General features: G+C 57.6%; 15 protein-coding genes. 5 read left to right on the top strand and 10 right to left on the bottom strand.

Translation table 11 applies throughout. The features are described 5' to 3' along the window. Nucleotides 1-35: 35 nt before the first annotated feature. Entirely contained in the window at nt 36-965 is a 930-nt protein-coding gene (locus BGIM_RS49070) for an amidohydrolase family protein (RefSeq protein WP_020469071.1), read from the top strand. On the opposite strand, the gene BGIM_RS0106920 is transcribed toward BGIM_RS49070, so the two are convergent. From BGIM_RS0106920 to BGIM_RS0106885, 8 genes are all read right to left on the bottom strand, one after another. Further along, nucleotides 955-1,899 carry an SGNH/GDSL hydrolase family protein gene (locus tag BGIM_RS0106920; protein ID WP_020469070.1) on the bottom strand — a complete coding sequence of 315 codons (945 nt, stop codon included), beginning with the start codon at nt 1,897-1,899 and terminating at the stop codon, nt 955-957. The genes BGIM_RS49070 and BGIM_RS0106920 overlap by 11 nt on opposite strands. Nucleotides 1,900-1,914: 15 nt before the next feature. Continuing rightward, nucleotides 1,915-3,423 (bottom strand): hypothetical protein, encoded by a 1,509-nt coding sequence (locus BGIM_RS0106915; RefSeq protein ID WP_020469069.1) that lies wholly within the window; start codon nt 3,421-3,423, stop codon nt 1,915-1,917. Between the two features lie 21 nt (nt 3,424-3,444). Continuing rightward, entirely contained in the window at nt 3,445-3,693 is a 249-nt protein-coding gene (locus BGIM_RS0106910) for a DNA-directed RNA polymerase subunit omega (RefSeq protein WP_020469068.1), read from the bottom strand. Further along, nucleotides 3,690-4,277, bottom strand: a complete 588-nt coding sequence (gmk, locus tag BGIM_RS49065) for a guanylate kinase (protein ID WP_063607876.1) — start codon at nt 4,275-4,277, stop codon at nt 3,690-3,692. Before gmk ends, BGIM_RS0106910 begins: the two co-directional genes overlap by 4 nt. Before the next feature lie 71 nt (nt 4,278-4,348). Next, nucleotides 4,349-5,245 (bottom strand): YicC/YloC family endoribonuclease, encoded by an 897-nt coding sequence (locus BGIM_RS0106900; RefSeq protein WP_020469066.1) that lies wholly within the window; start codon nt 5,243-5,245, stop codon nt 4,349-4,351. Nucleotides 5,246-5,273: 28 nt separating this feature from the next. Continuing rightward, nucleotides 5,274-5,582 carry a preprotein translocase subunit SecG gene (secG, locus tag BGIM_RS57070; protein ID WP_238537539.1) on the bottom strand — a complete coding sequence of 103 codons (309 nt, stop codon included), beginning with the start codon at nt 5,580-5,582 and terminating at the stop codon, nt 5,274-5,276. 174 nt (nt 5,583-5,756) lie between these two features. Continuing rightward, a complete protein-coding gene (locus tag BGIM_RS0106890) occupies nt 5,757-6,581 on the bottom strand; it encodes an FHA domain-containing protein (protein ID WP_020469064.1) in 825 nt (274 codons plus the stop codon). Between the two features lie 283 nt (nt 6,582-6,864). Further along, on the bottom strand, nt 6,865-11,565 hold the full coding sequence (locus BGIM_RS0106885; protein WP_020469063.1) for a hypothetical protein: 4,701 nt from the start codon (nt 11,563-11,565) through the stop codon (nt 6,865-6,867). A 460-nt stretch (nt 11,566-12,025) separates the two neighbouring features. Between BGIM_RS0106885 and BGIM_RS0106880 the strand changes: the two genes are divergently transcribed. The 4 genes from BGIM_RS0106880 (at nt 12,026) to BGIM_RS0106865 (ending at nt 17,123) form a co-directional block, all read left to right on the top strand. After that, nucleotides 12,026-12,478 carry an ACT domain-containing protein gene (locus BGIM_RS0106880; protein WP_020469062.1) on the top strand — a complete coding sequence of 151 codons (453 nt, stop codon included), beginning with the start codon at nt 12,026-12,028 and terminating at the stop codon, nt 12,476-12,478. 127 nt (nt 12,479-12,605) lie between these two features. Continuing rightward, nucleotides 12,606-13,826 carry a zinc ribbon domain-containing protein gene (locus tag BGIM_RS59750; RefSeq protein ID WP_020469061.1) on the top strand — a complete coding sequence of 407 codons (1,221 nt, stop codon included), beginning with the start codon at nt 12,606-12,608 and terminating at the stop codon, nt 13,824-13,826. Nucleotides 13,827-13,858: 32 nt separating this feature from the next. Next, nucleotides 13,859-15,964 (top strand): S9 family peptidase, encoded by a 2,106-nt coding sequence (locus tag BGIM_RS0106870; protein ID WP_020469060.1) that lies wholly within the window; start codon nt 13,859-13,861, stop codon nt 15,962-15,964. A gap of 40 nt (nt 15,965-16,004) precedes the next feature. Next, nucleotides 16,005-17,123, top strand: coding sequence for a hemolysin family protein (locus tag BGIM_RS0106865; RefSeq protein WP_020469059.1), 1,119 nt, complete (start codon nt 16,005-16,007; stop codon nt 17,121-17,123). Here the strand turns inward: BGIM_RS0106865 and BGIM_RS0106860 are convergent. Both BGIM_RS0106860 and BGIM_RS0106855 read right to left on the bottom strand, forming a co-directional pair. Beyond that, on the bottom strand, nt 17,080-18,378 hold the full coding sequence (locus tag BGIM_RS0106860) for an LptF/LptG family permease (RefSeq protein WP_020469058.1): 1,299 nt from the start codon (nt 18,376-18,378) through the stop codon (nt 17,080-17,082). The two genes, BGIM_RS0106865 and BGIM_RS0106860, sit on opposite strands and share 44 nt — an antisense overlap. A gap of 17 nt (nt 18,379-18,395) precedes the next feature. Continuing rightward, the gene (locus BGIM_RS0106855) at nt 18,396-21,749 is read right to left on the bottom strand and encodes an AsmA-like C-terminal region-containing protein (RefSeq protein ID WP_157368644.1); all 3,354 of its coding nucleotides are present in this window, start codon (nt 21,747-21,749) and stop codon (nt 18,396-18,398) included. Nucleotides 21,750-21,827: the final 78 nt, after the last annotated feature.

The raw sequence follows: 21,827 nt of genomic DNA, 5'->3' as shown, positions 1-21,827 counted from the left end.
CATTCACCAACAATCAATTCAATCGGGAACACGCCATGTTGAACCGCCGGGAATTTGCCACCGTCCTCGCCGGGGGAATGGCTTCGACGATCACCCATGCGGCCGAAAAGCCGTCGATCATCGACACCCACACCCATTTTTACGACCCCAAACGGCCCGAGGGCGTTGACTGGCCGGGCAAGGACGACAAGAGCCTATATCGATCCGTATTGCCCCCGGAGTTCGTGACGCTCACGAAGCCATATGGCGTCAGCGGCACGGTGGTTGTCGAGGCCTCGCCCCGCCTGGCCGACAACGACTGGTTGTTGGACTTGGCCGATGCCCACCCGATCATTGTCGGTGTCGTCGGCCGACTGGCCCCGGCCGATCCGAAATTTGGCGAACATCTCTCGCGACTGGCAAAGCGGAAGTTGTACCGGGGATTTCGCATCAACAACGCGGAATTGAAGGAAGTGATGAAAGACCCCAAAATCTTAAACAAGTTCTCACTGATGATTGACGCCGGGTTGACCCTTGACATCAACGGCGGCCCGGATGTGCTGCCGATAGTATTGGCCGCCGCCAAACAATTTCCGAAGCTGAAGATCGTCCTCAATCACATCGGTAACGTGCGGATCGACGGAAAAACCATCCCGGTCGCTTGGAAAGACGACATCGCCAAACTAGCCCATCATCCGATGGTGACCTGCAAACTCTCGGCTCTTGTCGAAGGGACCGGCAAAAGCGACGGAACCGCCCCGAAGGATGTGGAATATTACCGGCCGACCATTGATGTGGTCTGGAAAGCTTTTGGCGAGGACCGCTTGGTATTCGGAAGCAACTGGCCGGTGGCTGATCGCTTTGCCAGTTACGGCACCGTTTTCGGCATCGTTGATGAATACCTGAAAGGAAAGCCCGCCGGGGCGAGGGCCAAAGTGTTGAGCGGGAACGCGATCAAGGCTTATGGGGTGAACATTAAGGTTTGACGGAAGCCTGTTTCACCATCGCCCGGATTTCTTTTTCCAGTTCTACGGCCTTTTTGGTGGCTTCTTCCAGCGGGATGCCTTTCGGTGTGTCTGGCCGTTTGTGGCCCACATCTGTGAGCCAGGCAAGACCAAGCATTTGCTGTCGTTGCTCAATGAGCTTCCACAATTTAGCTTCCGGCAATTTCCAATCCTCGGTCGAACCGCCAAAGGTCTTCAGCAGCTCGCGGAAGATGACCTCATGCCCGTTGCCATCCGGGTGGATGCCATCCCCGGAGACGCGGTATTCGGGATTGGTCTTTCGCTTTTCTTCAAGGTGGTTCAACAGGGCCGAATGAGCGTCGGCGACAAGGTAACCTTTCTTGCGCCAGCCAACGAGCCATTCCGAATACTTTGTCAGCACTTCGGAATCGTACTTCGCATACGGCTTCACCCAACTATATTTCGGCTCGCCCGCCGGAAGTACTCTGTTTTTCAAGGGCAGGGCATCAAACGGGGCGGGTGTCATCAGAATAACAGTGGCCCCGGCCTTTTCGCACTTGGCGATCAATGCCGCATAGCCTTCTTGATACTTTTTGAAACGACCCTCATCGAACGGGGAATAAATCCCGTCGTTCATCCCGTAACAGGCGACGACAATGTTCGGCTTGGTCTTGGCCAGCGCCGCATCCAACCGGGTGTGGACATCCGGCCGGGGATAGGGGTGGTCGGCCTCCGAGAGACCGGAACATGTTTCACTCGGCAAACCAAGATTGATGAGTTCGACTTTCCGCTCGGGATGCCGAGTCATCAGGTAAGCGTCAAACCGAGCGATGAAACCGCCTGCGAACGTGTTGCTGTCGCCCAAGAACAAGACCCGCTGCCCGTCGGCGGGAAGACGGGCTTCGGGTTCTCTCGCGGGCGACATGGCCAGCACGGCCAATGCGATCAGATACATGGCAATCTCTCACGATCAGCGAGGCGGGGCCGGACCTTGGGGGGGCAAAATGACTTCCAAATCGGTTTGCAATGAGGTGATTTTCCATCGTCGCGACGGCAGATTGCGTAGCGTCAAGTCGCTGTTATCAAGCGCGGACACACCTTTTTGCCGGGCTTCCGACAAAATCCGGATCACTTCAGGGTCGACACACGACAGAGTCACGTCACATTTGTAAAAGCTCTTCATGTCCATCGTTGACCAATAAACGGGCACAACGACCTTCAGTTCGTCCTTCTCAAAAATGAACCTGGCGGCTTCGGAAGGAAGCACGTTTGGAGGCAGTGGTCGATCAGGATTGACCAATCCCAATTGCGGATTTCGCCAATAGGCTCGCAATTTGAGGATCATCTCCGGGGTGAACGGCGTGTTGGCGTCATCCCGTCGGAAGAACCCGCTGTCGAGAAGATCGTCGAAGGCCGTCCAACCGGCGAGGGACATGGACACCGATCCGCCGGCAACGGCAATCCCGCCGTTGATCGCCGCTTCACGGGCTTTTCGACGGTCCTCCGGCAGAAAGCCGGGAGTCAGCGTCCATTGCGTGGCCAACGAACCACCCATGAAAGCCAGTTGATTGAGCCCCTTCTCCAGCGACTCACGCTCCTCGCCCGGCAATGTGTACAGGTGCGCCCGGAACATTCGGCCGGTGGAGGCAAAAAACATCCAAGTACGCACCACTCCGTTGGCTTCTCCCTCCAAATCCTGAACGAGCCGACCGTATTGTGAAAGTTTGTCAGGCTTCGTGGAAATAGCGACGTTTGGCTTGGAATTGATTCGCCAGAGTGGTTTGCCCCCCTTGCGGGCTTCGGCGGCCTTCAAGCCAAGGCGGACGTCAAAAATTCCCTCGGGGGTTGTCATCCGGTAGATTTGAGTGGCCTTGAAGCCCTCGGCTTCCTGCCCGATGTCCATAGAACCGACATGCTCAAACTCGACCTGATTCGGGTTCCGGCGCACCAGCCGGACAAGATCCAGATTCCGGAAGTTTCCGTACCCGGACGCGAATTGAGCCTCGAAAAAGTCCGGATTGTCCGGGCTGGCGGCATCCCGCTGGACAGGATCAATTAAAAACACGTAGGCTTGGTGCGGGCGATTCTTTTGAAGTTGTTCAAAAAACTTGTCAACGTAGGTCCGGGACTCCCGCTCGATGAAAAACTCGTTCGCATAGAGATAAGCCGCATACCCCGCCCCGCCAAGCACACAAACCCACCACGCGACAGTAACCAGCTTTTGGCCGGAACGCGTCCCCTCGGATCGTTTCAAATGGGAACGGGCCGCAATGGACAAGCCCAAGCCGACGACCGGCAGGAGGATCAACTCATAAGACATCGCCGCCCGGCGGGACGTGATCGCACTAAACAGCACCAAAACCAGAAACAGCACGAAAACCCCGGCGGTCGCCGCCGCCGCGACGGCATAGCCGGAGACGGGTTGATAAGCGCCGTCGGTGGGACGCTGGGCCGTCGGAAGCGGAGTGAGATCAGCCACGGGTGACGCTCCTGATTGGGGTTACTCGTCCGCAGAATCTTCTTGGGCGGGAAGTTGCTGTTCCCGCTCTTGCAAGTCGCCGGATTGATCCAGATAGATCTTGTCCTGAATGATTTCCTGCAACACGATTTGCATGGGTTCGCCACGCATGTGAACCAACGGCTTCGATCCGGTGTTCAACGCGGCCAGCCGCTTTTGGATCAACGTGGAGAGCTTGAAACGCCCCCCCACCTTGTTCACGATTTCTTCTTCCTTCAGTTCATCCATCATGATGCTTTCTCCGGAAACCTGCCATTCAACAAACCGTCGATCATCTGGTTAAGTTCGTCGGACGCCTGTTCGAGGTCGTCGTTGAGTAACCGCACGTCGAATTCATTCGCCCGCGTCAACTCGGAACGGGCCTCGGCAATCCGCCGGATGATGTCCTCTTCGCTGTCTTTGCCGCGTGCCCGTAGTCGCTTTGCATATTCTCCCTCGGGCGTCATGAGGAAAATCAGGAAGGCCGACGGACAATTATGCTTGATCTGGGCGGCTCCCTGCACGTCGATGTCAAGGATCACGCCGACCCCGGCTTCCCGGTACGACTCCACTTCCGTTTTCGGAGTGCCGTAATAATGCCGACCAAACACCGTCGCGTATTCCAAAAACTCCCCGGCGGCGATTCCCTGTTCAAACCGTTCTGGCGTCCAAAAATGATAATGGATACCATCTTCTTCGCCGGAACGCGCCTTGCGGGTCGTCGCCGAGATTGAATGTCTCAGTCGGGGCGAGAAGCGAGCAATCATCCGACCAATCAGGGTGGATTTCCCGCTTCCGCTCGGACCGGAGACGATGATCAGTGGTCCTAGGGTCATTTCGCCGCGGGTGATGACAAAGTTCACGAAGAATTGTCTTATGGACGGGTTGGGTCTGCGATAACCGGCAACTATTCGATGTTCTGAACCAACTCCCGGACCTTTTCCAAGCCGGCCTTGATTTCGACCACATGCAGGGAGATTGCCACATCCCCCGCCTTGGAACCAATCGTGTTGGCTTCCCGGCCCATTTCCTGAACCAAAAACTCCAGTTTCCGGCCGGGACTGTCGTTTTCCCGATTGACGATGGTGTCGAATTGATCGAGGTGGCTTTCGAGCCGGGTCAATTCCTCGGAAACATCGCTGCGGTCGGCAAAAATGGCGACTTCACGAATCAGATCTTCGGCCCGGAGGCTGATCTGATGCTCGGAAAGCACCGTCCCGACCCGTTCCCGCAGACGGCTCCGGTGTCCGGCGACCACTCCCGGAATCCGGGTGCGAATTCCCGCCAATTGCTGATGGATCGCCCCTCGAAGATTCAGCAGTTCCTCGGCCATGGACTTCCCCTCGGCCTGTCGCATGGTCTGAAGTTCGGCCAGGGCTTTTTCCAACGTCGCCTCGACAGCCGCCACTTCCTCGTCGGGCGGCCGACCGGTGTGGCCCCCCGGTTGCGGAGCGACTCCGGGGAGAGACAGCACTTGCCCGATGAGCATCGGAGCCAGGTCCGGGCAATTGGCCGCTTGGGTAATCACACGGATTTGCTCGACATAGCTGCGGAGGGCAATCGGATTGATGACGAAGTCCGTGCCGGATGACTGGCGATCGCATCGCAGATGGATCGTCACCGTTCCCCGGCGAATGAACCGCCGGACGACCTTTTCCAGTTCCGTTTCCAGCATCGGATACGGATCGGAACCTCGCACCGATACCTTCAGGTACCGATTGTTGACCGTTCGGACTTCCACCCCCAAGTTGAGGTGGTCACTTTGATGACGCGCCTCGCCAAACCCGGTCATGCTCAACAACACTGGTCGGACTCCATGACCCCGGGGCCAGTTACTTGTTGATGAATGTTTCCGATTCGGGAGCGGTGGTGTTTCTCCGCAGATCGCTCTTGGCCAGGTTAACGTGAATCATGATGAGGAAGACCCAAATCCCGGCCATGATGAGCGTGATCCGGGTGAAGGCGTCGCCGGCCTTGGAGCCAAACGCGCTGGAACCGCCGGCCCCGCCGAACGCCCCGACCAATCCCCCGCCCTTGCCACGCTGGATCAGGATGGTGAGCATTAGAAGAAAACCCAAGCCCACGATGATGATGTTCAACGTGTGTGAAAAGAAACTGACGGAGGCGTCTGCGAATAACACGATTCGGCTCCCATCGCGGTTGGATGCCCCGTCATTCATTGACGGTTTCCCCGCGAAAGATTCAATTATAAATGTTCCGGGGAGGCCGGGTAGACCCGCCGGGGAATTCGACGAGTTGGACGGACGAACAGCTCATCGCAAAAACACGGGACGGGGGGCCGGATGTTTCTCGCCTCACCACTTGGAGGCGCGGGCTTTGTCCTTGCTGTCGAAAATCGGCAGATCGTGGGTGGCCGGATAAGTGGCGAACATCCCGACGAATTCGGATCGCACCCGGCACATCGCCAGACTGCTCCCGAAGGGACGAAGCCAGATCCTCAAATTGGCAAACATTTCAACAGCCGTGCTGGACATCCGCTTGATGTTTTTCAAATCGAGGAGAACTTTCAGATTCGGCCGGTTGAGATTGTCGTGAAGTTCCCGGCTGAGAAGGGCCAGCTCGGCGTCTTCGACCAGATAGATGGAGTTGAGCCGGACGAGTGTGACGTGTTCATCTCGCGAGATGCGGAGCCGTCCCTTCACAACTCCCTTTTGGGCTGAAAGACGCTCAAGAATGGCCGAGGCTGCCGAAGAGGCATTGAGAAACTCGGTGGAATGAAACTCAGCATGTTCCAGTTTGTCCATCGCCGTTTTTCGATCTTGCGCCTGATCGAGACAGCTCAAGGCCCATTCCTCCAGATCTCGTTGGGAGAGCGCCTTTTCACGATATTGCACCATGAATTTGAGCGGCCCCGCCTCGATCAGATCCCCCGAATGAAGCGCCCACTCAACTCCCGGCTCCATGATTTCGCCGTTCACGAGCGTTGGGTGTCCGCTGTCCAGATCGCTAATGAAAACTTTTTTCCCGCGATTGACCAACGCGCAATGTTGTTCGCCAATCCGTTCATGCTCGGCCCGGAGCTGGCACATCTTGTCCGATCCCATAAGAAACAGATCCACTTCAATGGGAATTGGCAGTCCTTGTTTTTTGCCCTTTGCGACAATCAGGTAAAATTTCATGGCAAACCCCGCGAGAGGAGAGAGGGGATTGATCGAAAGGCGATATTATGGGGATGATTTGATCGTAATACGTCGAAAGAATAATTGCAAGTTTTTTTGAGGGGCTTTGTAACTTCCTGCCCGAGATTTGGGCATACAAACTGTCTCAAAGATTTGAATCACACTTCACTGTTTCTGAAGACGCTGACAACAAGAATTTCCGGTTGAAAAGCAACAAAAAACCCCGCACCATGTTGGGGCGGGGTTCTCTGAAACTCACTGTGTCACAAGTTTGTCTCGATCATCAGTTGTTGTCATCATCAGACGACACACCCGTTTGACGGAGTTGTTCTTCCCGGTTGATGATGATCCGCGGGGTCACCATCAGCAGGATGGACCGGCCTTCACGACCGTAGGCCACGTTCTTGAAGAGGCGGTTCAAGTACGGGATCTTGCTCAACACCGGAGGACCGTATTCGTTGCGGCCTTCCGACATGTACTTGAGACCACCCATCACCACCGTGCCGCCGTCCGGAACAACGACCACCGTCTGGGTGTCGATGCTCGAGAACCGGGGCTGTTGCAGGAACTGCGTGAACGGGGTGGGCTGACCCTGGCCGCCATTCTCGAAGACCGGGGTGATGATCGTGGTGATCGGCACTTGGGCCGTTCCAGAGATCAGGTTGATGAACGACTGCTGGATGTTCATCCGGACGAACCGGCGGTCGGCCGAGACGACCGGCTGGACCGACAGCGTGATCCCCGGCAGATTGCTCGTCAACGAAGGCGTCGGGTTCAACGGACTCGTGGGCGTTTGCGTCGAGGTGCCGACCGGGAACGGAATGTTCTGCGGCGTGAACACCAACTGACCGGCGACGGACGTGACCTGCATCCCCGTGAGGAAGAACTGGAAGTCGTTCACGGAGATGATCGCGGCCGTCCCGTTCAGGGAGGTGATCTTCGGAGCCTGAAGCACGTTCGTTCGAGTGTCCCCTTGGGCGGCTTCCAAGAACATTTGCACCTGAATATCGCTCAGGAACGCGAGGCCCAGCGAGAGGCCGCCGTCTGCGAACGAGTTCGTGAACCCGCCGAACGGAGGAACCGCCTTGCTAAAGCTCGTCGCCCGGATCGGAATGTTCAAGTCAGGGGTCGGCACACCAGGCGTTTGCAAACCAACCACGTTTCCGCTGAAGCTCTGGTTGTTCGGCGCCCCGACCACGGTGCCCGGTCCGCTGGCGATGGGACTGGCGTTCGTCCGAATACCCATCGCAAAGTCAACACCGATCCGCTCGTAGAAGGTTTCGCCGAGGGCGACGACCTTCACTTCGATCGAGACTTCCAAATCTTGGAGCTTACGCAGCGACTCCAGCAACCGTTCAACTTCTTCAATCACTTCCGGAGACTGATTGATAACCATCGCCAAACCGAGCGGGTAATACTCGATGGTCCCCTCGCCACCCTGTTGCATCCAGCTATCCGGCTTGATGGTGGTGGTGATCAGCCGGATCAATTCCCGTTCCAGCGTTCCGCCGGTGACCTGGCTGGAGCCAGCCCCGCCGTGGATCGGTTGATTCATCAACCGCCCGCCCAGTCCGGGCAGCCCGCTGTCACTCACGCTCGTCCCAGGCGGCAAGGCATTGCGCCCATTCCGCATCGACGCTCCCGGCCCGCTCATGCTGCCGCTGTTGCCGGGGATGGCGCGTTGCAGGGCTTCCGGCAGCGACAAGCCGGGATCGGCTCCGAAGTTCGGAGCCGGAATCACCAAGTCACCCACCGGGACCGACCGCACGACCTGTCGACCGGCGGCATTCTTCGGCGTGGTCACCCGGATCGTTTCGTTCTCGATCACATGCTTCAGACCGGCCTGTTGACAGATAATGTTCAACGCGGATTTCAGGGACACATTGTTCAGCTTCGCCGTGATGGTCTGCTTCGAATCAATGTTTCCTTCCTTCAAACCCCGCGTATCGAGGTCGAAGTTGATGCCCGTCACGGTTTGGAGATGTTCCACCACGCTTTCGAGCGGCATCGCATTGAAGCTGACACTGACCGGCGTGCCGAGCTTACGCTCGATCGCCTTTTCCGAGTCCGTCCGCGACCGCATGATGCCGATGCCGCGTGAATAGTCAGGACGATTCAGGATACGCTCCCGAGTGTCCTTATCCGTTGAAAACTTCAACGGATCTTTGTTGTTGACCAGCGGGTGCTCCATCAACTCGTTCAGTTGAGTGAAGTTATCCTCTTCCTGCGTACTCTTGACCCGGTCAAACTCCTTCTTGCGCATCATCGTCTTGATGATTTGGAGCGAGGCATTCACGGAAGGATCGTCCGAGTCAATCGCCTGGGCCTTTTGCACTTGGGCATAGGCTTCCGAATATTTGTGCTCAGCCACCAGCTTGCTGGATGACTTCATGAGGCGGGCAACTTCCTCCTGATTCTTCTGGCGGAAGAGAGCCTCCTGCGTCATTTCGGCCTTGATGCCGGTGCGGTCACTGCGTTCCTTCGTGAGGAAATCCGTCTGGTGCTTCAGAATCTTCAACCGTTCCATCCGGGCTTCGATCGGCCGGACAAGCAGGTTTTGCTTGCCAACGTCGAGGCTGGTGGCGCGAACTTTGGAGACAAAGTTCTGGAGATCCTGCAAGGCGGCGTCCGTTTCACCCTTCCCAAAGCGAGCGGTGGCTTCGGTTTCCACCTTCAAACCCTGCGAACGAAGCTGTTGGAACTCGACTTGAGACAAGGCTTCCTGTTGCTTCAACAGGTTGTCCGCGCCTATACGCGGCGTCGGAACCGAGCCGGGCAATTCGCTCGGGGTGGCTTGCGGAACCTGCCGAGGCGGCAGGCCGGGCTTCACATCCGTGCCGCCCGCTTGCACCAAGGCGTTTTCTTGAATGGCCGCCTTTTGACGGGCGGCGGCGGCAGACATAAATTCGCTAAGCTGGGCACGATTCTTGGCATTCAGTTGCATTGGCTCGATCTGCTGGAAGATCGCCAGAGCCGATGTGTAATTATTGGCGTTAAATGCCGCCATGCCATTTTCAAATGCCCGGCGGGCATTGTTCAGCTTCCGTGCGGATTCTTCGGCCTCAATGCTATTCAGCAGGCCCGTGGCCTCTTCTTTGCAGGAATAAGGCCCGTTGATGACTTCGATCACCAACTTGCGGGCGCCATCCGCGTTGTCCTTCCTCAATTCAGTCCGGGCTTGGTTGAGCATTTCCCGCCCTCGGGCATCCGCACCCGGAGCCGTCGAACGAACAGTCGGCAACGGTTCTTGAACCACCATCGACGGAGGAGCGGAAACGTTGGCGGCCTCGTTCAACATCGCCGGGGTCGGACCAACAGGCGGCAACGGCGCCTGAACCGTCGTCGAGGGCGTCTTGGCGGGCTCGTTCACGAACGCCGGAGTCTTGATTTCCGGAGTTTGGGAAACCTTCACCGTCTCGCCCGGAATCGGCGCCATTCTCGGAACCGGCACAGCCACCGGAGCTGGCGTCAGCGCCGGATCACCGATAGGCGAGGCGATATTCGTCGCCACCGCCGGAGCCACATCGGCAGGAGGCGTCACCGTGGGAGGCACCACGGCGGGAATCACACCCGGTCCCTTGTCCAGTCCGGCCACTGTTCTGATCGACGGAGCCGAGTTGTCGGGCATGACCGACGGAATCGAGGAGACCGGCGGGGCGACAATCCCCACCGCGACATCGTTCGTCGCCGGTTTGGCGGAAGTTCCGGAGCCGTTCACCACTTTGGTGGGGGCGGGCTTCACCGGATTCATGGAAGCCATCACTTCCTGCACCGGGCCGACATCGAGATTCATCGCCAAGGCCAGTTTGTTGGCTTGTTCCAACTTCGTATTGGCCGTTTCCGTGTCTTTGCGGGCGACACTGGACTTGGCCTCCGCACACAACGTGTTGATCTTGCGCTGAGCCAGACCGTTCAACCGGTTGAGTTCGGTGACCGGGGAGTCTTCCTCCTTGGAGAACGAGACGTTGGCCTTGCTCGCCAAAATCAGCTTCTCGCGGGCGGCCGGGTAGTTCCCCTGCATCTTCAGGGCCGTCGCCTCTTTCATGAGGGCGATGACCTCGGCCTTTTGCGTCACGTTGGCCGTTGCCTTCGGATCGCGAGCCACCTCGCTATAAGGCGTCTTGCCATCGGTCGTCGCCGGGGTCTTTCCGCTTTCGGAGACCGGCTTCTTGGGGTTCCGCGCATCGGCGGTCTGCGTATCGCCGACCTTGGAATTGGAAGGCTTGGTGTCAACAGGCTTGATGCCCGTCAACTTTTCCTTGTCCCGGATCTTGCGGGAATCGGCGATGATCTCTTCGGGACGGTCGCCGAAATCCCACACGCTGTAGGGACCGTGCAGTTTGCCGGCCTGACGGGCCTTTTCCTCGGCCATCATCAGGTTGGAGAGGCGTTCCCGCTTGTCGGCGGCCTGCCGTTCGAGGAGTGCCTTCGCGTCGGCCAACAACTTGTCGGCCTGATGCTGGTCTCGCTTGGTCTTCGCCTTCTGAATGTCCTTCAAAAGGGAGCTCGGCGTGTCGTCGAACAAGCCCCAGCGAACCGATCCTTCGTTAGCCTGAGCCATTGAGGCATAGTCCTGGGCCTTGTCCAGATCACCGGATTCGAGTGATTGCTTGGCCATGCCCATAAGCCGACGCGGGTCCGTGATGGTCGGCTTGGCCGCCCCGCCGGGTTTGGCCCCGCTCTTCTTGGCGATGTCCGCCAGAAGATCTTCGGGCGTGTCATCAAAGAACTGGGACGGGGCGCGCAGGGAGCGGGCCTTTTCGGCGAGTTCCTTCGCCTTGCCATAGTTCTTGGCATCGTAGGCCTCGCGGGCCTGACGCATCAAGTCGCGGGCTTCGTCCGCCTTGACGACCGCCGCCGGTTTGTCCTCCGCAAGAACACGGCCTTGAAGGCCGAGGGCGCCGATTCCGACACCCGTGAGGCCGGGAACGAGCGCCAAGCCCGCCGCCAGTCGCCGCCATCCCTGCAATTTAGCCTGGAACACACCCGGCCTCCTTTCCCCGTCCGACATAATGTTTGCCATAATCTGAATTGCCGACCGATCCCCCAACCGGTCGGCTCCCCCGCTGTTGGCCCATGGCCGGATTGCCTGCGCGAATAAATTCCGCGCAGGCTCCCCCGGAGTGTGGGTGAGTTTGAATGCGACCGGGGAATAACCACACGTCCGTCACGGGTCAAGGCAGTTTGGCCCCATTTGGGGATGAATTCCGCAAATCCATTCGACATTTCCTGACGGGACGATGAAAACACATCATTTAACAATGATGCCGAAAGCGAGGAGCCGGAAAGGGGATGGGCGGACTGGCCTGATCCGCGAATCCCGGCTTAACATCATCTCGCGGGCGGTATTGCCTCGTTTTCCCAAGTGGTGTTTTCTGGTTGCATCACCCGACGCAGCCTGTATCATCCATTTGCAACTTGTCAGGGGACCGGAAAGGGAAACCATGAGCTTCAAAATGGACCGGATTCACGTATGGGCGGTGGACGTGAAGGATGAACCGGGCGGAGTGGCCCACAAGTTAAGTCGGCTCGACGAAGCCGGGGCCGATTTGGAATACGTTTACACCCAGCGTCACTCGGATCGGCCGGGGTTTGGCACGCTGTGCGTGGCCCCCATTGTGGGATTGGATCAGGTTCGGGCGGCCAAGGCCGTCGGCCTCAACGAAGTGAACGATCCCATCGTCATGCGTGTCGAGGGGGACAACACGGCCGGACTGGCCCACCGCATCAAGCATGCCTGGGCAGGAGCCGGCATCAACCTCCACGGGGCCATTCTCACCGTGATCGGCTCAAAGTTTGTCGGTTATGTGACGTTTGATTCCGTGGCTGATGCGAACCGGGCCGCCAGCATCATGGCTGATGTGGGTTACGCCAAGGTGACGACCAAATCCCGTTAAAAGTATCGTCGGCCACTCTGTTTGACACGGCAACCGCTCTCGTAAGATAGGCGATTCAGAAACTCCCATCAGCAAAACGGCCAAAGGTTCCGTCCAAACAGTAACCGATGCCGCGAGGTACTCGCGAATGCCGACAATCACCTGCCCCGAGTGCGAGGGGAAATCCAAATTTCCGGACGACAGCCCTCCACGCCGGGTCAAATGTCCGGCCTGCGGCCATGTTTTCCTGTCGAGCGACGGACTCCCTTCCAAATCCGCATCAAAAGACGCGGATGATGCCGGTGAGAAAAAGAAAAGCCGATCCAAGGACGACCTTGACTTGGACGATGACCGACCGCGTCGCCGTCGCCGGGACGATGACGATGATGACGACCGGGATCGCCGGTCCAGCCGTCGTCGCCGGGACGATGACGATGACGATGACGACGATGATGACCGGGATCGCCGGTCCAGTCGCCGTCGTCGGGATGACGACGATGATGACGACCGGGATCGCCCTCGTCGCAAGAACCGGGATCGCTCCAAAGAGAATCAACAAGCCCTGGAGGGGCAGTTTAACCGCACGGGACTGGCTTGTCTGTTGCTCATGATCTGCGGTTGGATCATCGTCGGGGCGCTCGGCTTGGTGGCCTTCCGTGTGTTCCTCGCCATGTGCGGGATCTCGGACAACACGGAATTTTTGGACATTATCGCCGGGATGTTGGGCGTCGGCGGATGGCTCACCGGGTTGGTCGGTTTGGGCTTTGCCGTGTCAGGCCCCCGTGATCGCGGCGGCATGGGATTTAGCATCTCGATGGCCGGATGCGGTCTGCTTCATTTTTTGTTGTTAATCATCATCCCAAGCACTCCCTTCGCCTATCTCGGCGCGACGGTCGGCAGCGGCCGATCCGGCTTGGTATGGGATTGTTTCGTGACCCAGTCGGCGGCGATTCCCACTTGGATGTTCTGGATAATCGCCTTCAGCGGCCGGTTGGGCTTTGTTCCATTCCCGGCGCTTCCCATGCTGGCCAATCTCGCGGAGATTGGTCGAATTGTGTTGTTGATGCTGTTTCTGCGATCAGTCATGTTGTGCGCGGGAGACAATAAAACGGCCCGCTTTTGCTTGAAAAGCATGATCGGGTACGCCAGTTCGGCCGGCGGGATGCTGGTGTTGGGAGTCGTTTTCGGCATCATCTTCCTGATGGCGGTCCCGACCGGAAACATGAATGCGGATCGAAACGGCAAAGAAACCGCCGAGTTGATGGGACATTTGTACAAACTGGTGACCACCCTCGCGGTGGCCGGTCTCAACACTTGGATCACCCTCGTGGTGATGAAGGTCAAAAATCGAATCGATTATCGGGCATGATCGTCTCACCCCCTCCGAAGGTTCCAACCCACATGAAACAATTTTCACTCCTCACGGGGTTGCTTTTGATGACGACATTCCCGGCCATTGCCGATGACCGGCGGGCCATGACCATCGACGATATGTTCCGGTTCAAGCGAGTCGCCGACGCGCAAATCAGCCCGGATGGCAATCTGGTCGCCTGTCAGATCGGTGAAGTCAGCTTTGAAAGCAACAAGACGGCGACGAGCCTGTGGCTGATTCCCACCGACCGCACCAAAGCGGCCAGCCGTCTCACGAACGCAGGAAAAAGCGACCGCCACCCGCGTTGGAGTCCCGATGGCAAATCTCTTCTCTTTGAATCAAACCGAAGCGGAAGCAATCAACTGTGGGTGATTGCGATCAACGGCGGAGAGGCCCGGCAACTCACCACGATCTCCACCGGGGCAAGCAATGGCCTCTGGTCCCCGGACGGCACGATGATCGCCTTTGTTTCATCGGTCTTCCCGGAGTTTTCCACGCTGCCATTCGCGGAAAGCGACGCAAAAAACAAAGCTAAAATCGACGAAGCCGAGAAAAGCCCGGTGAAGGCGAAGGTCTTCTCTCGGCTCTTTTACCGACATTGGGACGAATATATAGAAGACAAACGGCAGCACATTTTTGTGTGCAAAGCCGACGGGACGGACGTTCGCGATGTCACGCCGGGAAACCGGGATGCTAACCCCACCAGTTCGACGTTCAGCGCCGGGGACGATCACACGTTCACTCCGGACGGCAAACACATCGTCTTCACGGCGGTTCCCGCCAAGGACGAGGCATGGAGCACCAATTACGACATCTGCCGGGTGACACTGGACAACAAGTCCATTGATTGGCCAAGCCTCACGAAAGACAACCCGGCGGCGGATAACTCCCCCCGATTCAGCGCCGATGGCAAGAAGATTGCGTATCGCAGCCAGAAAAAAGCCGGTTACGAGGCCGACAAGTGGGACATTCTGGTTGTCGATTGCTCGCCGGACGGCGCGTTCTCCGGCAAGCCCAAAAACCTGAGCGAAAAGATAGACATTTCAATCAGCGAGTTTGGATGGACAGGACCGGAGACGTTGCACGCATTCGTTGATGAACTGGGTTCGGTTGCTACCTACACATTCTCAACCGACGGCAAATCCTCGCACTATCCAAACGGCATTGGCAACCTGACCAGCCTGCATTCGCTCGGATCAAGCGGATCGTTCGTGTGCATGCGATCTTCCTATGTACATCCGAATGAAATCATGATCGGCGGCAAGGAAAGCGAACCCGGCGTTCTCAATTTGAAGCGTTTTTACGGGGCCAACGACGAGCTATTGGCCAAGCTCAACGTGAACAAACCGGAGTCTGTGTCCATTGAGGTCGAAGGCGGCATCAAAATGCAGATGTGGATTCTCAAGCCCCCCGGCTTTGATCCGGCGAAGAAATGGCCTGTCGCATTTCTCGTGCATGGAGGCCCGCAATCCGCTTGGGAAGACGGCTGGTCCAACCGCTGGAACCCCAGCCTGTGGGCGGCCCAAGGCTATGTGGTCGCCCTGCCCAACCCGCGAGGATCAACGGGGAACGGCCAAAAATTCGTCGATGACATTTCCGGCGACTGGGGCGGGAAGTGTTACCGCGATCTGATGAAGGCGACCGATTATGTGGAGAAACTCCCCTATGTGGACAAGGATCGTATCGGGGCGGCCGGCGCCAGTTTCGGCGGCTACATGATGGATTGGTTCGCCGTGAACACCGGGCGATTCAAGTGCCTGATTTCGCATTGCTCCGTTTGGAACTTTGAGAGCATGTGGGGCACCACGGACGAACTGTGGTTCGACGAATTTGAACACGGCGGCCTGCCGTGGGAGGTGCCCGGCAAATATGCCGAGTTTAGCCCGCACAAACTGGCCGGGAATTTGAAGAAATTCAAAACCCCCATGCTCGTTGTTCACAACGACCTCGATTTCCGTTGTCCCATCGGTCAGGGGCATGAACTCTTCTCGGCCTTGCAACGCATGGGCGTGCCATCCCGGTTCGTCAACTTCCCCGATGAAGGCCACTGGGTGTTGAAGCCGAAGAATAGCGAATTTTGGCACAGAGAAGTCTTCGCATGGCTGACGAAATACGTTCCACCGGGGGGCAAGTGATCGCCCCGCCCTCAACCCCGAGACGGAAGCCGGAGCCCGAATGTTGATTATCCTCGGTCTGATCGCGATTCCCGTTCTGATCGCGATCAATGGCTATTTCGTGGCCATCGAGTTCGCCCTGGTCTCGCTTCGCAAAACCCGCGTCGAGGAGTTGGTTCAGACCAATGTTCCCGGCGCGAAGTCCGTGCAGAAAGCCCAAGGCAATCTCGACAAAAGCATCGCCGCCGCCCAACTGGGAATCACCCTGGCCAGCATCGCGCTCGGCGCCATCGGCGAAACCATTTTCGAGCAAATGCTCGAACCTTTCTTTGTGTTCATCGGGCTGACGGGTGACGCCTTCACCCGCCATACAATCGCCACGGGCTTGTCGATTGCCTTTATCACGTACCTGCATGTGATCCTCGGCGAGCAGGTTCCAAAGATGTTCGCCATCCACGCCCCCGACCGGGTGGCCCTGTGGACCGCCGGGACGTTCAATGTCTTCTCCTTGGTGACCGGACCGATCCTCGCCCTCATGAACGCCAGCGGCCACTTTTTACTCCGACGGCTCGGTGTCGCGGACGGCGGCCATCACGAAACGAAGATGTCCGTCGAAGAACTGCGAATGATGGTGGACGACACTCAGGAAGCCGGCCTGCTGGAATCGGATCAGGCCCTGTTTGTGAAAAACGTCTTCAAACTGACGGACAAAAAAGTGCGGGATTGCATGGTTCCCGCCGACCGGATGGATGCCATTGAATTGCACACCAAACCCAACAAGGTGCTTGACATCGTGCGCAAGTGCGGGCACACGCGGCTGCCTGTGTATGACGGGACGAAAGAAAATGTGGTGGGGATTTTGAACACGAAAAATCTGTTCTATTTCCTGACACTCAAAAACGTGCTCGTGCTGGAGGACGCTCTTTACCCGGCCGAGTACATCAACGCCGACGATCCAATCACCCACGCACTTCAAATGTTCAAGCGAACCCGCCGACCGATGGCCTTGGTGCGTGACAAGGAACGAAAACTCCTCGGACTCATTACGCTTGAGGATATCCTCGAAGAAATTGTCGGCGACATCGAGGACGAACACGACGAGGCCTCTTCGCCGACTCGACGAGGAAAAACCGGCCTCAACGTTTCATCAGGCGGCGAATCAGGAACATCGAACCGATAGCCAGCACCACATCGGGCGTCCAGGCAAGAAAGGGCTGGGCCTTCCCGTCCTTGGCCATATTAAGCGTGGCCATCAGGATCGGGTAATAGATCAAAATTGTCGGCAGAAAGCACATCATGAAAATGCTCAAATAATCGGACCGACTGGCCCAGATGCCGACCGGACAACCAATCAGAACAAAACACATGCACCCCATCGACAACGCGGGCCGCATTTGCATCTCTGTTCTGACACCGGCGACGAAACGATTGAGTGTCGAAATCGTGTATATTCGGATGTCCCGGGCCACTTCGCCGTTGGTTTTTCCGCTCAGATCGTGTTTCTTTTCCTTGTCCGCCTCCAACTTCTGGACCTGTGCTTCCTGATCGGCAATATCAACACGCAGCTCATCCAATCGCTCGAACAATTCGTTCCACGTCTGAGAAGAAGGCCGGTCCTTGGTGTCCTTGCCGAAAATCGCCTCCGGCAGCGCGGTGGAGTATTCCTGATAGTGAAGATCGGCCGCGGTGTCGCCCTTCAAGGAATCCACCACGCAACGATCCATAACCACCACCAGTTCATATCGGCCGCCAACTCGCAGCGCCGGATTGGTGATCCGGCGGGTGGTCGTCCCCTTCGACTCGGGATCATCCGGATCACCCTCGGGAACGTCGGTCACGTATTGCACGCGGATTCGAGCTGTCTGGGCGCGAGCCACCAACTCGTATCCCGTGCGGTCAGCCTTCCGCTTCTTCACCACGACGTCAATCAAATCCTTGCCCTGCACGTCCCGGACATACAGAACGAAATCAAGGTTGTTCTGCCGCAGGCCCCCCTCGCGTTTCAAAAGGCTGTAGATCACCTGCTCGGCATCCTTCAGCAACTGTTCACGGAGAATTCGCTGGGATCTTGGAATGGGGTCGTAATACAGGCCGGCGGTGACGAGGGTGGTGGCGATCCCCAGCAAAATTGCCGGCCAAAGCAAATGATAAATGTTCACCCCGGCAGCCCGCAGCACCAACACTTCACTGTCAGCGGACATTCGGCCGTAGACAATGCATGTGGCAAAAAGCGTTGTCGCCGGGATCGTATACGGGAACGTGTTCGGAATGATCAACGGGATGGCAACCAGGATCTGGCCCGGACTCAGCCCCTTTTGGGAGGCTTCCTGAATCACCCCGCCGAGCATGAACATGCCGGTGAGGCCCGTCAGGGCCATTAGGAAGACCTTGATGAGTTCCATCAGGATCATTCTGTTGATCGTGCCGAATATCAAGATCTGTCTCCCGGAGGTTACCTGCCGCCCGCCCGGTCGAGCATCCGCCGGACGGGTTCCATCACGACGGGCAGGGGAACCTGCTCCACGCGGGGCTTTTCGTCTCCGAGATTGCCGGAGACCTTGATTTTGTACAGATTGCTGCTCAGGCGGGCGGGAATCTCCCCCTTGCCGCCGAAGAAGTCCCGAATGTTCGTCCAGACGGTGTAAAATTCAAAGCCTGCGCGCGTGCCGTCGAGGTTCATCTCTCCCTCGCCGCCAAGGCTGAAGGCATTGCCGATCAGATCCAATTGATCGAACTTCATCCGGTTCCCGCGAATTCGGAAGACCGCATGAGCCTCCTCGAACATGGTCTCGTCCATTGGCCGCAGGCGGGCGAGCTTGATGACATCCAAAATCACCGGCAAGTCAAGCAGTTTGCCGTTGGGGATGTCGAATTCCCCCTCCCCTTCAAGGGTCGGTATTTTTGTCGTCGGATCAACGGGATTGGAGAGCTTCAACCGGGCCGTGGACAGGCCCGTCAGATGCGTCTTCGGCCCGAGCTTGTTGACGGCTGCGATCTCCTCCAGTCGCAATCTCGTGCCACTGAGGGAAAGATCAAACTTCAAAGGCGATCCCATCACGACCCTGGCTTGCCCCCCAACCTCGCCGCCATAGATTTTCGCCTTGATCCACGGGAACAGCAGGATGTCCGGTTTCGAGGGATCCACATCCAAATGGGCCGAGACCATTTCGACGGGTTGCTTGAGAACCATCGCCTGATCGACGGCCAGATTGCCCTTCACTCGGCCAAGCCGGTCTCCCTCATAACGTCCGGTGGTCGCAAATTGCCCCGTGGCTTTTTCCCATGTCATGCCGGTCTTAAAACTCGCATTTTGAAACGTCAGCGTGGCGTCCCAGAAAAAAGTCGGTTGGGCGACAGGAAGCGTCGAACCCATTGTTCCGCGGGCAGTGACAGGAACGACTCCCGCGACCTGCGGAATGTTGGGCAAAGGTTCTGGTCGCTTTCCCTGGTCGTCGATCACGAGTTCTTTCGCGTGAATGGTCACCGGCCCGTTGAATTCAAGCCCTTCCCAGGCTCTGCGAAGCCCCTTTGGCAACGCTGTCAGGAACTCCCGATCTGTCACCACCGGCGAGAACTTCAAGTCAGACAAACTTGCCCAGAATCCACCGGCGGCAGGCAGGCGAATCTCGGCGCCGGAGAGGCTCACCTCCGTGGGACCGTGTCGGCCCCGCAATTCGTGGATTTCCACTCGGGATTTGGCGATGTAAACTTTGCCCGCCAGTTCCGAAATCGCATACGGAAAGAACTTCGGGCAAATCGACGCCCCGTTGAAGGACAGCCCGAGTTCCAAATCGCGGGCCGGCATGAACTGAACCGGTTGCTTGGAACCTTTCGGACAGCGTTCGTGAATTCTCACTTCAATGTTGCAATTCATCCGGCCGGAAGGCTCGAAAGTGCTCCACGCCTTTTCCAAGTGGAGTTTGCCGACGGCCTTTTGCAAGTCCCCTGACAGTTGCATCGATTCCGCGTAGGCATTGATGGAGAGAAGCATCCCCCCCTCTTCCGGAACCTTGCCACCGCTGAGTTTCACCTTCGTCCCGCCCGGTCCGATGGCTCGGAAATTTTTGAAGGCGACCGACCCCACTTCGGAGTCGCCAACGACCGGGTTTTGACCCGGCGCCATTGGTTGAATGGTGGGATGATCCGGCACCGTGCGAATATAGAGATTGCCCGTGAGGTTTTTCAACGGATACGGGAACTCATCATAGTTCAACGACCCGTCCCGGATGAAAATATCGAATTCGTTGTCGTTCACATCCGGCCCGTGTTCTTGACGGATGCGGGCGTTGTGCCGGATTTTGGCCGTGAAATCCCCCACGGCGGTTGCCCGAAGACTTTGCACAAACTTGGGGATTTTTCCCGGCAACGCCTCGATGAGCGTTTTGTCCAGTTTGACCGAACTACCGGAAATCACCAAGTCAACATCCCGCTCCGCTCCGGGCGTCACCGTCCCCTTGCAGGTGACGGCCTGACCGTTTCCTTCTCCGGCAAGGTCAAACACCAATTTCGTGGGCTGGTCCGGGCTGAATGTCGCATCAATGGTTCCACGAATGTGATCCACGGGGTAAGCAAACCCCTCATAAGTGGCTGACATCCCCTTGGGATGGAAGACCCCTTTGCGAATGGTGCGATCCCCCTCCCGGTATTGCTCGAAGCTAAAGTCGGCCGCCCCCCTGGGAAGGTAATCACTTTGGATTTCCTGATATTTGGGAGGGAGCAAGGCAAACAATTCGGCGTTGATCTGGATATCCTTGATCTCCATTTCCAATCGTCGGATGCGTTCGTCCATCGTCCCGATGATGTCCGGCGGAGGGGCCTTCGGATCCAAATTCATCAGATCGCGGAAATCCATGTCCAGTTTTACCTGGAAGTTGGCCCCGGCCAATTTACCGGTGATCGGATCGGCCTTCAGTTCTCCGTCTCGAAAATGAAACTTCGCAGTCAGATCGGTGACAGCGGCGGGCAGGTCGGGATTTCGGTAAACCCCCTCGCCGAAGTTGACCTCCACATCCAAACCGCGCATGATGGGCCGGTTCGCCTTCCAATCGAGTTTCACATCCAGTCCCAGGCGTCCATCGAGTCCGTCAATGGCTTGGGCGGCCTCGGGTTTCAACATGGAAAGCAACCGGGAAAGCGAGGCGCCGATGGTTGCCTCGCGAACTTGCAGACGACCGCTGGCTCCGAGATTTTCCTCAAATTTGCCACTGAGATGAAACTTGCCCAACGGGCTGGCCTCTCCACGGGCCTCGACGGTGTATAGCGTTTCGGGATCGTTGACGATCGTCAAATCCGTGTTCTTGATTTCAAGCTCGCCGGAAAGCCCCTGCTTCTGGTCGATGATGCTCACACGGGCCTTTTTGAGAACCAACACCGGTGCAGGGCCGTCCCCCTTTTTGCCGGGAGTCATCAATCCCTGGACGTTCCACGAGCCGTTGGCATCCCGAATCAAACGGATGTGCGAATCCTCCAACTCGATTTTGCCAAGCGGCAATTTCTGCAACGCCAGCGATTTGTCGAACCAGATGGTGGCTTTGGGGACATGCAGAAAAGGCGTGCGGCTGGGGTCGTCCCGGCGAATCAGCTTGAGGTCGGTGATGTTGACGCCGCCGAGAAACGGCCGCATGCGGGCAGAACCGAGTTCGATGTCCACGCCGTCGAATTTGCCTTCCAACGCTTCGTACACCCGGCGACGCACCTCGCCGGGTTTGAAGGCGTAGTCATAGAGCCACCACGCCCCGTAGCCAACGGCCACAAGAACGAAGCACACGCGAACGAGCCGAATCAGCCCCCGGCGTGCAGGCGTCATGCCTTGCTCCCAATGGCGGCGTTCCATGCCACACATCGCCGGAGGATAGACTCGGCGGCTGGATTACGCAAGTCCAGA

The organism is Zavarzinella formosa DSM 19928, from assembly GCF_000255705.1.
GTDB classification, from domain to species: Bacteria; Planctomycetota; Planctomycetia; order Gemmatales; family Gemmataceae; genus Zavarzinella; species Zavarzinella formosa.
This window is presented reverse-complemented; position numbering and strand designations above follow the sequence as displayed.

Excerpts from the sequence above, each read along its gene's own strand:
- BGIM_RS49070 (WP_020469071.1), top strand. The coding sequence starts at position 36 with ATGTTGAACCGCCGGGAATTTGCCACCGTCCTCGCCGGGGGAATGGCT.
- BGIM_RS0106920 (WP_020469070.1), bottom strand. The coding sequence starts at position 1,899 with ATGTATCTGATCGCATTGGCCGTGCTGGCCATGTCGCCCGCGAGAGAA.
- BGIM_RS0106910 (WP_020469068.1), bottom strand. The coding sequence starts at position 3,693 with ATGATGGATGAACTGAAGGAAGAAGAAATCGTGAACAAGGTGGGGGGG.
- gmk (WP_063607876.1), bottom strand. The coding sequence starts at position 4,277 with ATGACCCTAGGACCACTGATCATCGTCTCCGGTCCGAGCGGAAGCGGG.
- BGIM_RS0106890 (WP_020469064.1), bottom strand. The coding sequence starts at position 6,581 with ATGAAATTTTACCTGATTGTCGCAAAGGGCAAAAAACAAGGACTGCCA.
- BGIM_RS0106880 (WP_020469062.1), top strand. The coding sequence starts at position 12,026 with ATGAGCTTCAAAATGGACCGGATTCACGTATGGGCGGTGGACGTGAAG.
- BGIM_RS59750 (WP_020469061.1), top strand. The coding sequence starts at position 12,606 with ATGCCGACAATCACCTGCCCCGAGTGCGAGGGGAAATCCAAATTTCCG.
- BGIM_RS0106870 (WP_020469060.1), top strand. The coding sequence starts at position 13,859 with ATGAAACAATTTTCACTCCTCACGGGGTTGCTTTTGATGACGACATTC.
- BGIM_RS0106865 (WP_020469059.1), top strand. The coding sequence starts at position 16,005 with ATGTTGATTATCCTCGGTCTGATCGCGATTCCCGTTCTGATCGCGATC.
- BGIM_RS0106855 (WP_157368644.1), bottom strand. The coding sequence starts at position 21,749 with ATGACGCCTGCACGCCGGGGGCTGATTCGGCTCGTTCGCGTGTGCTTC.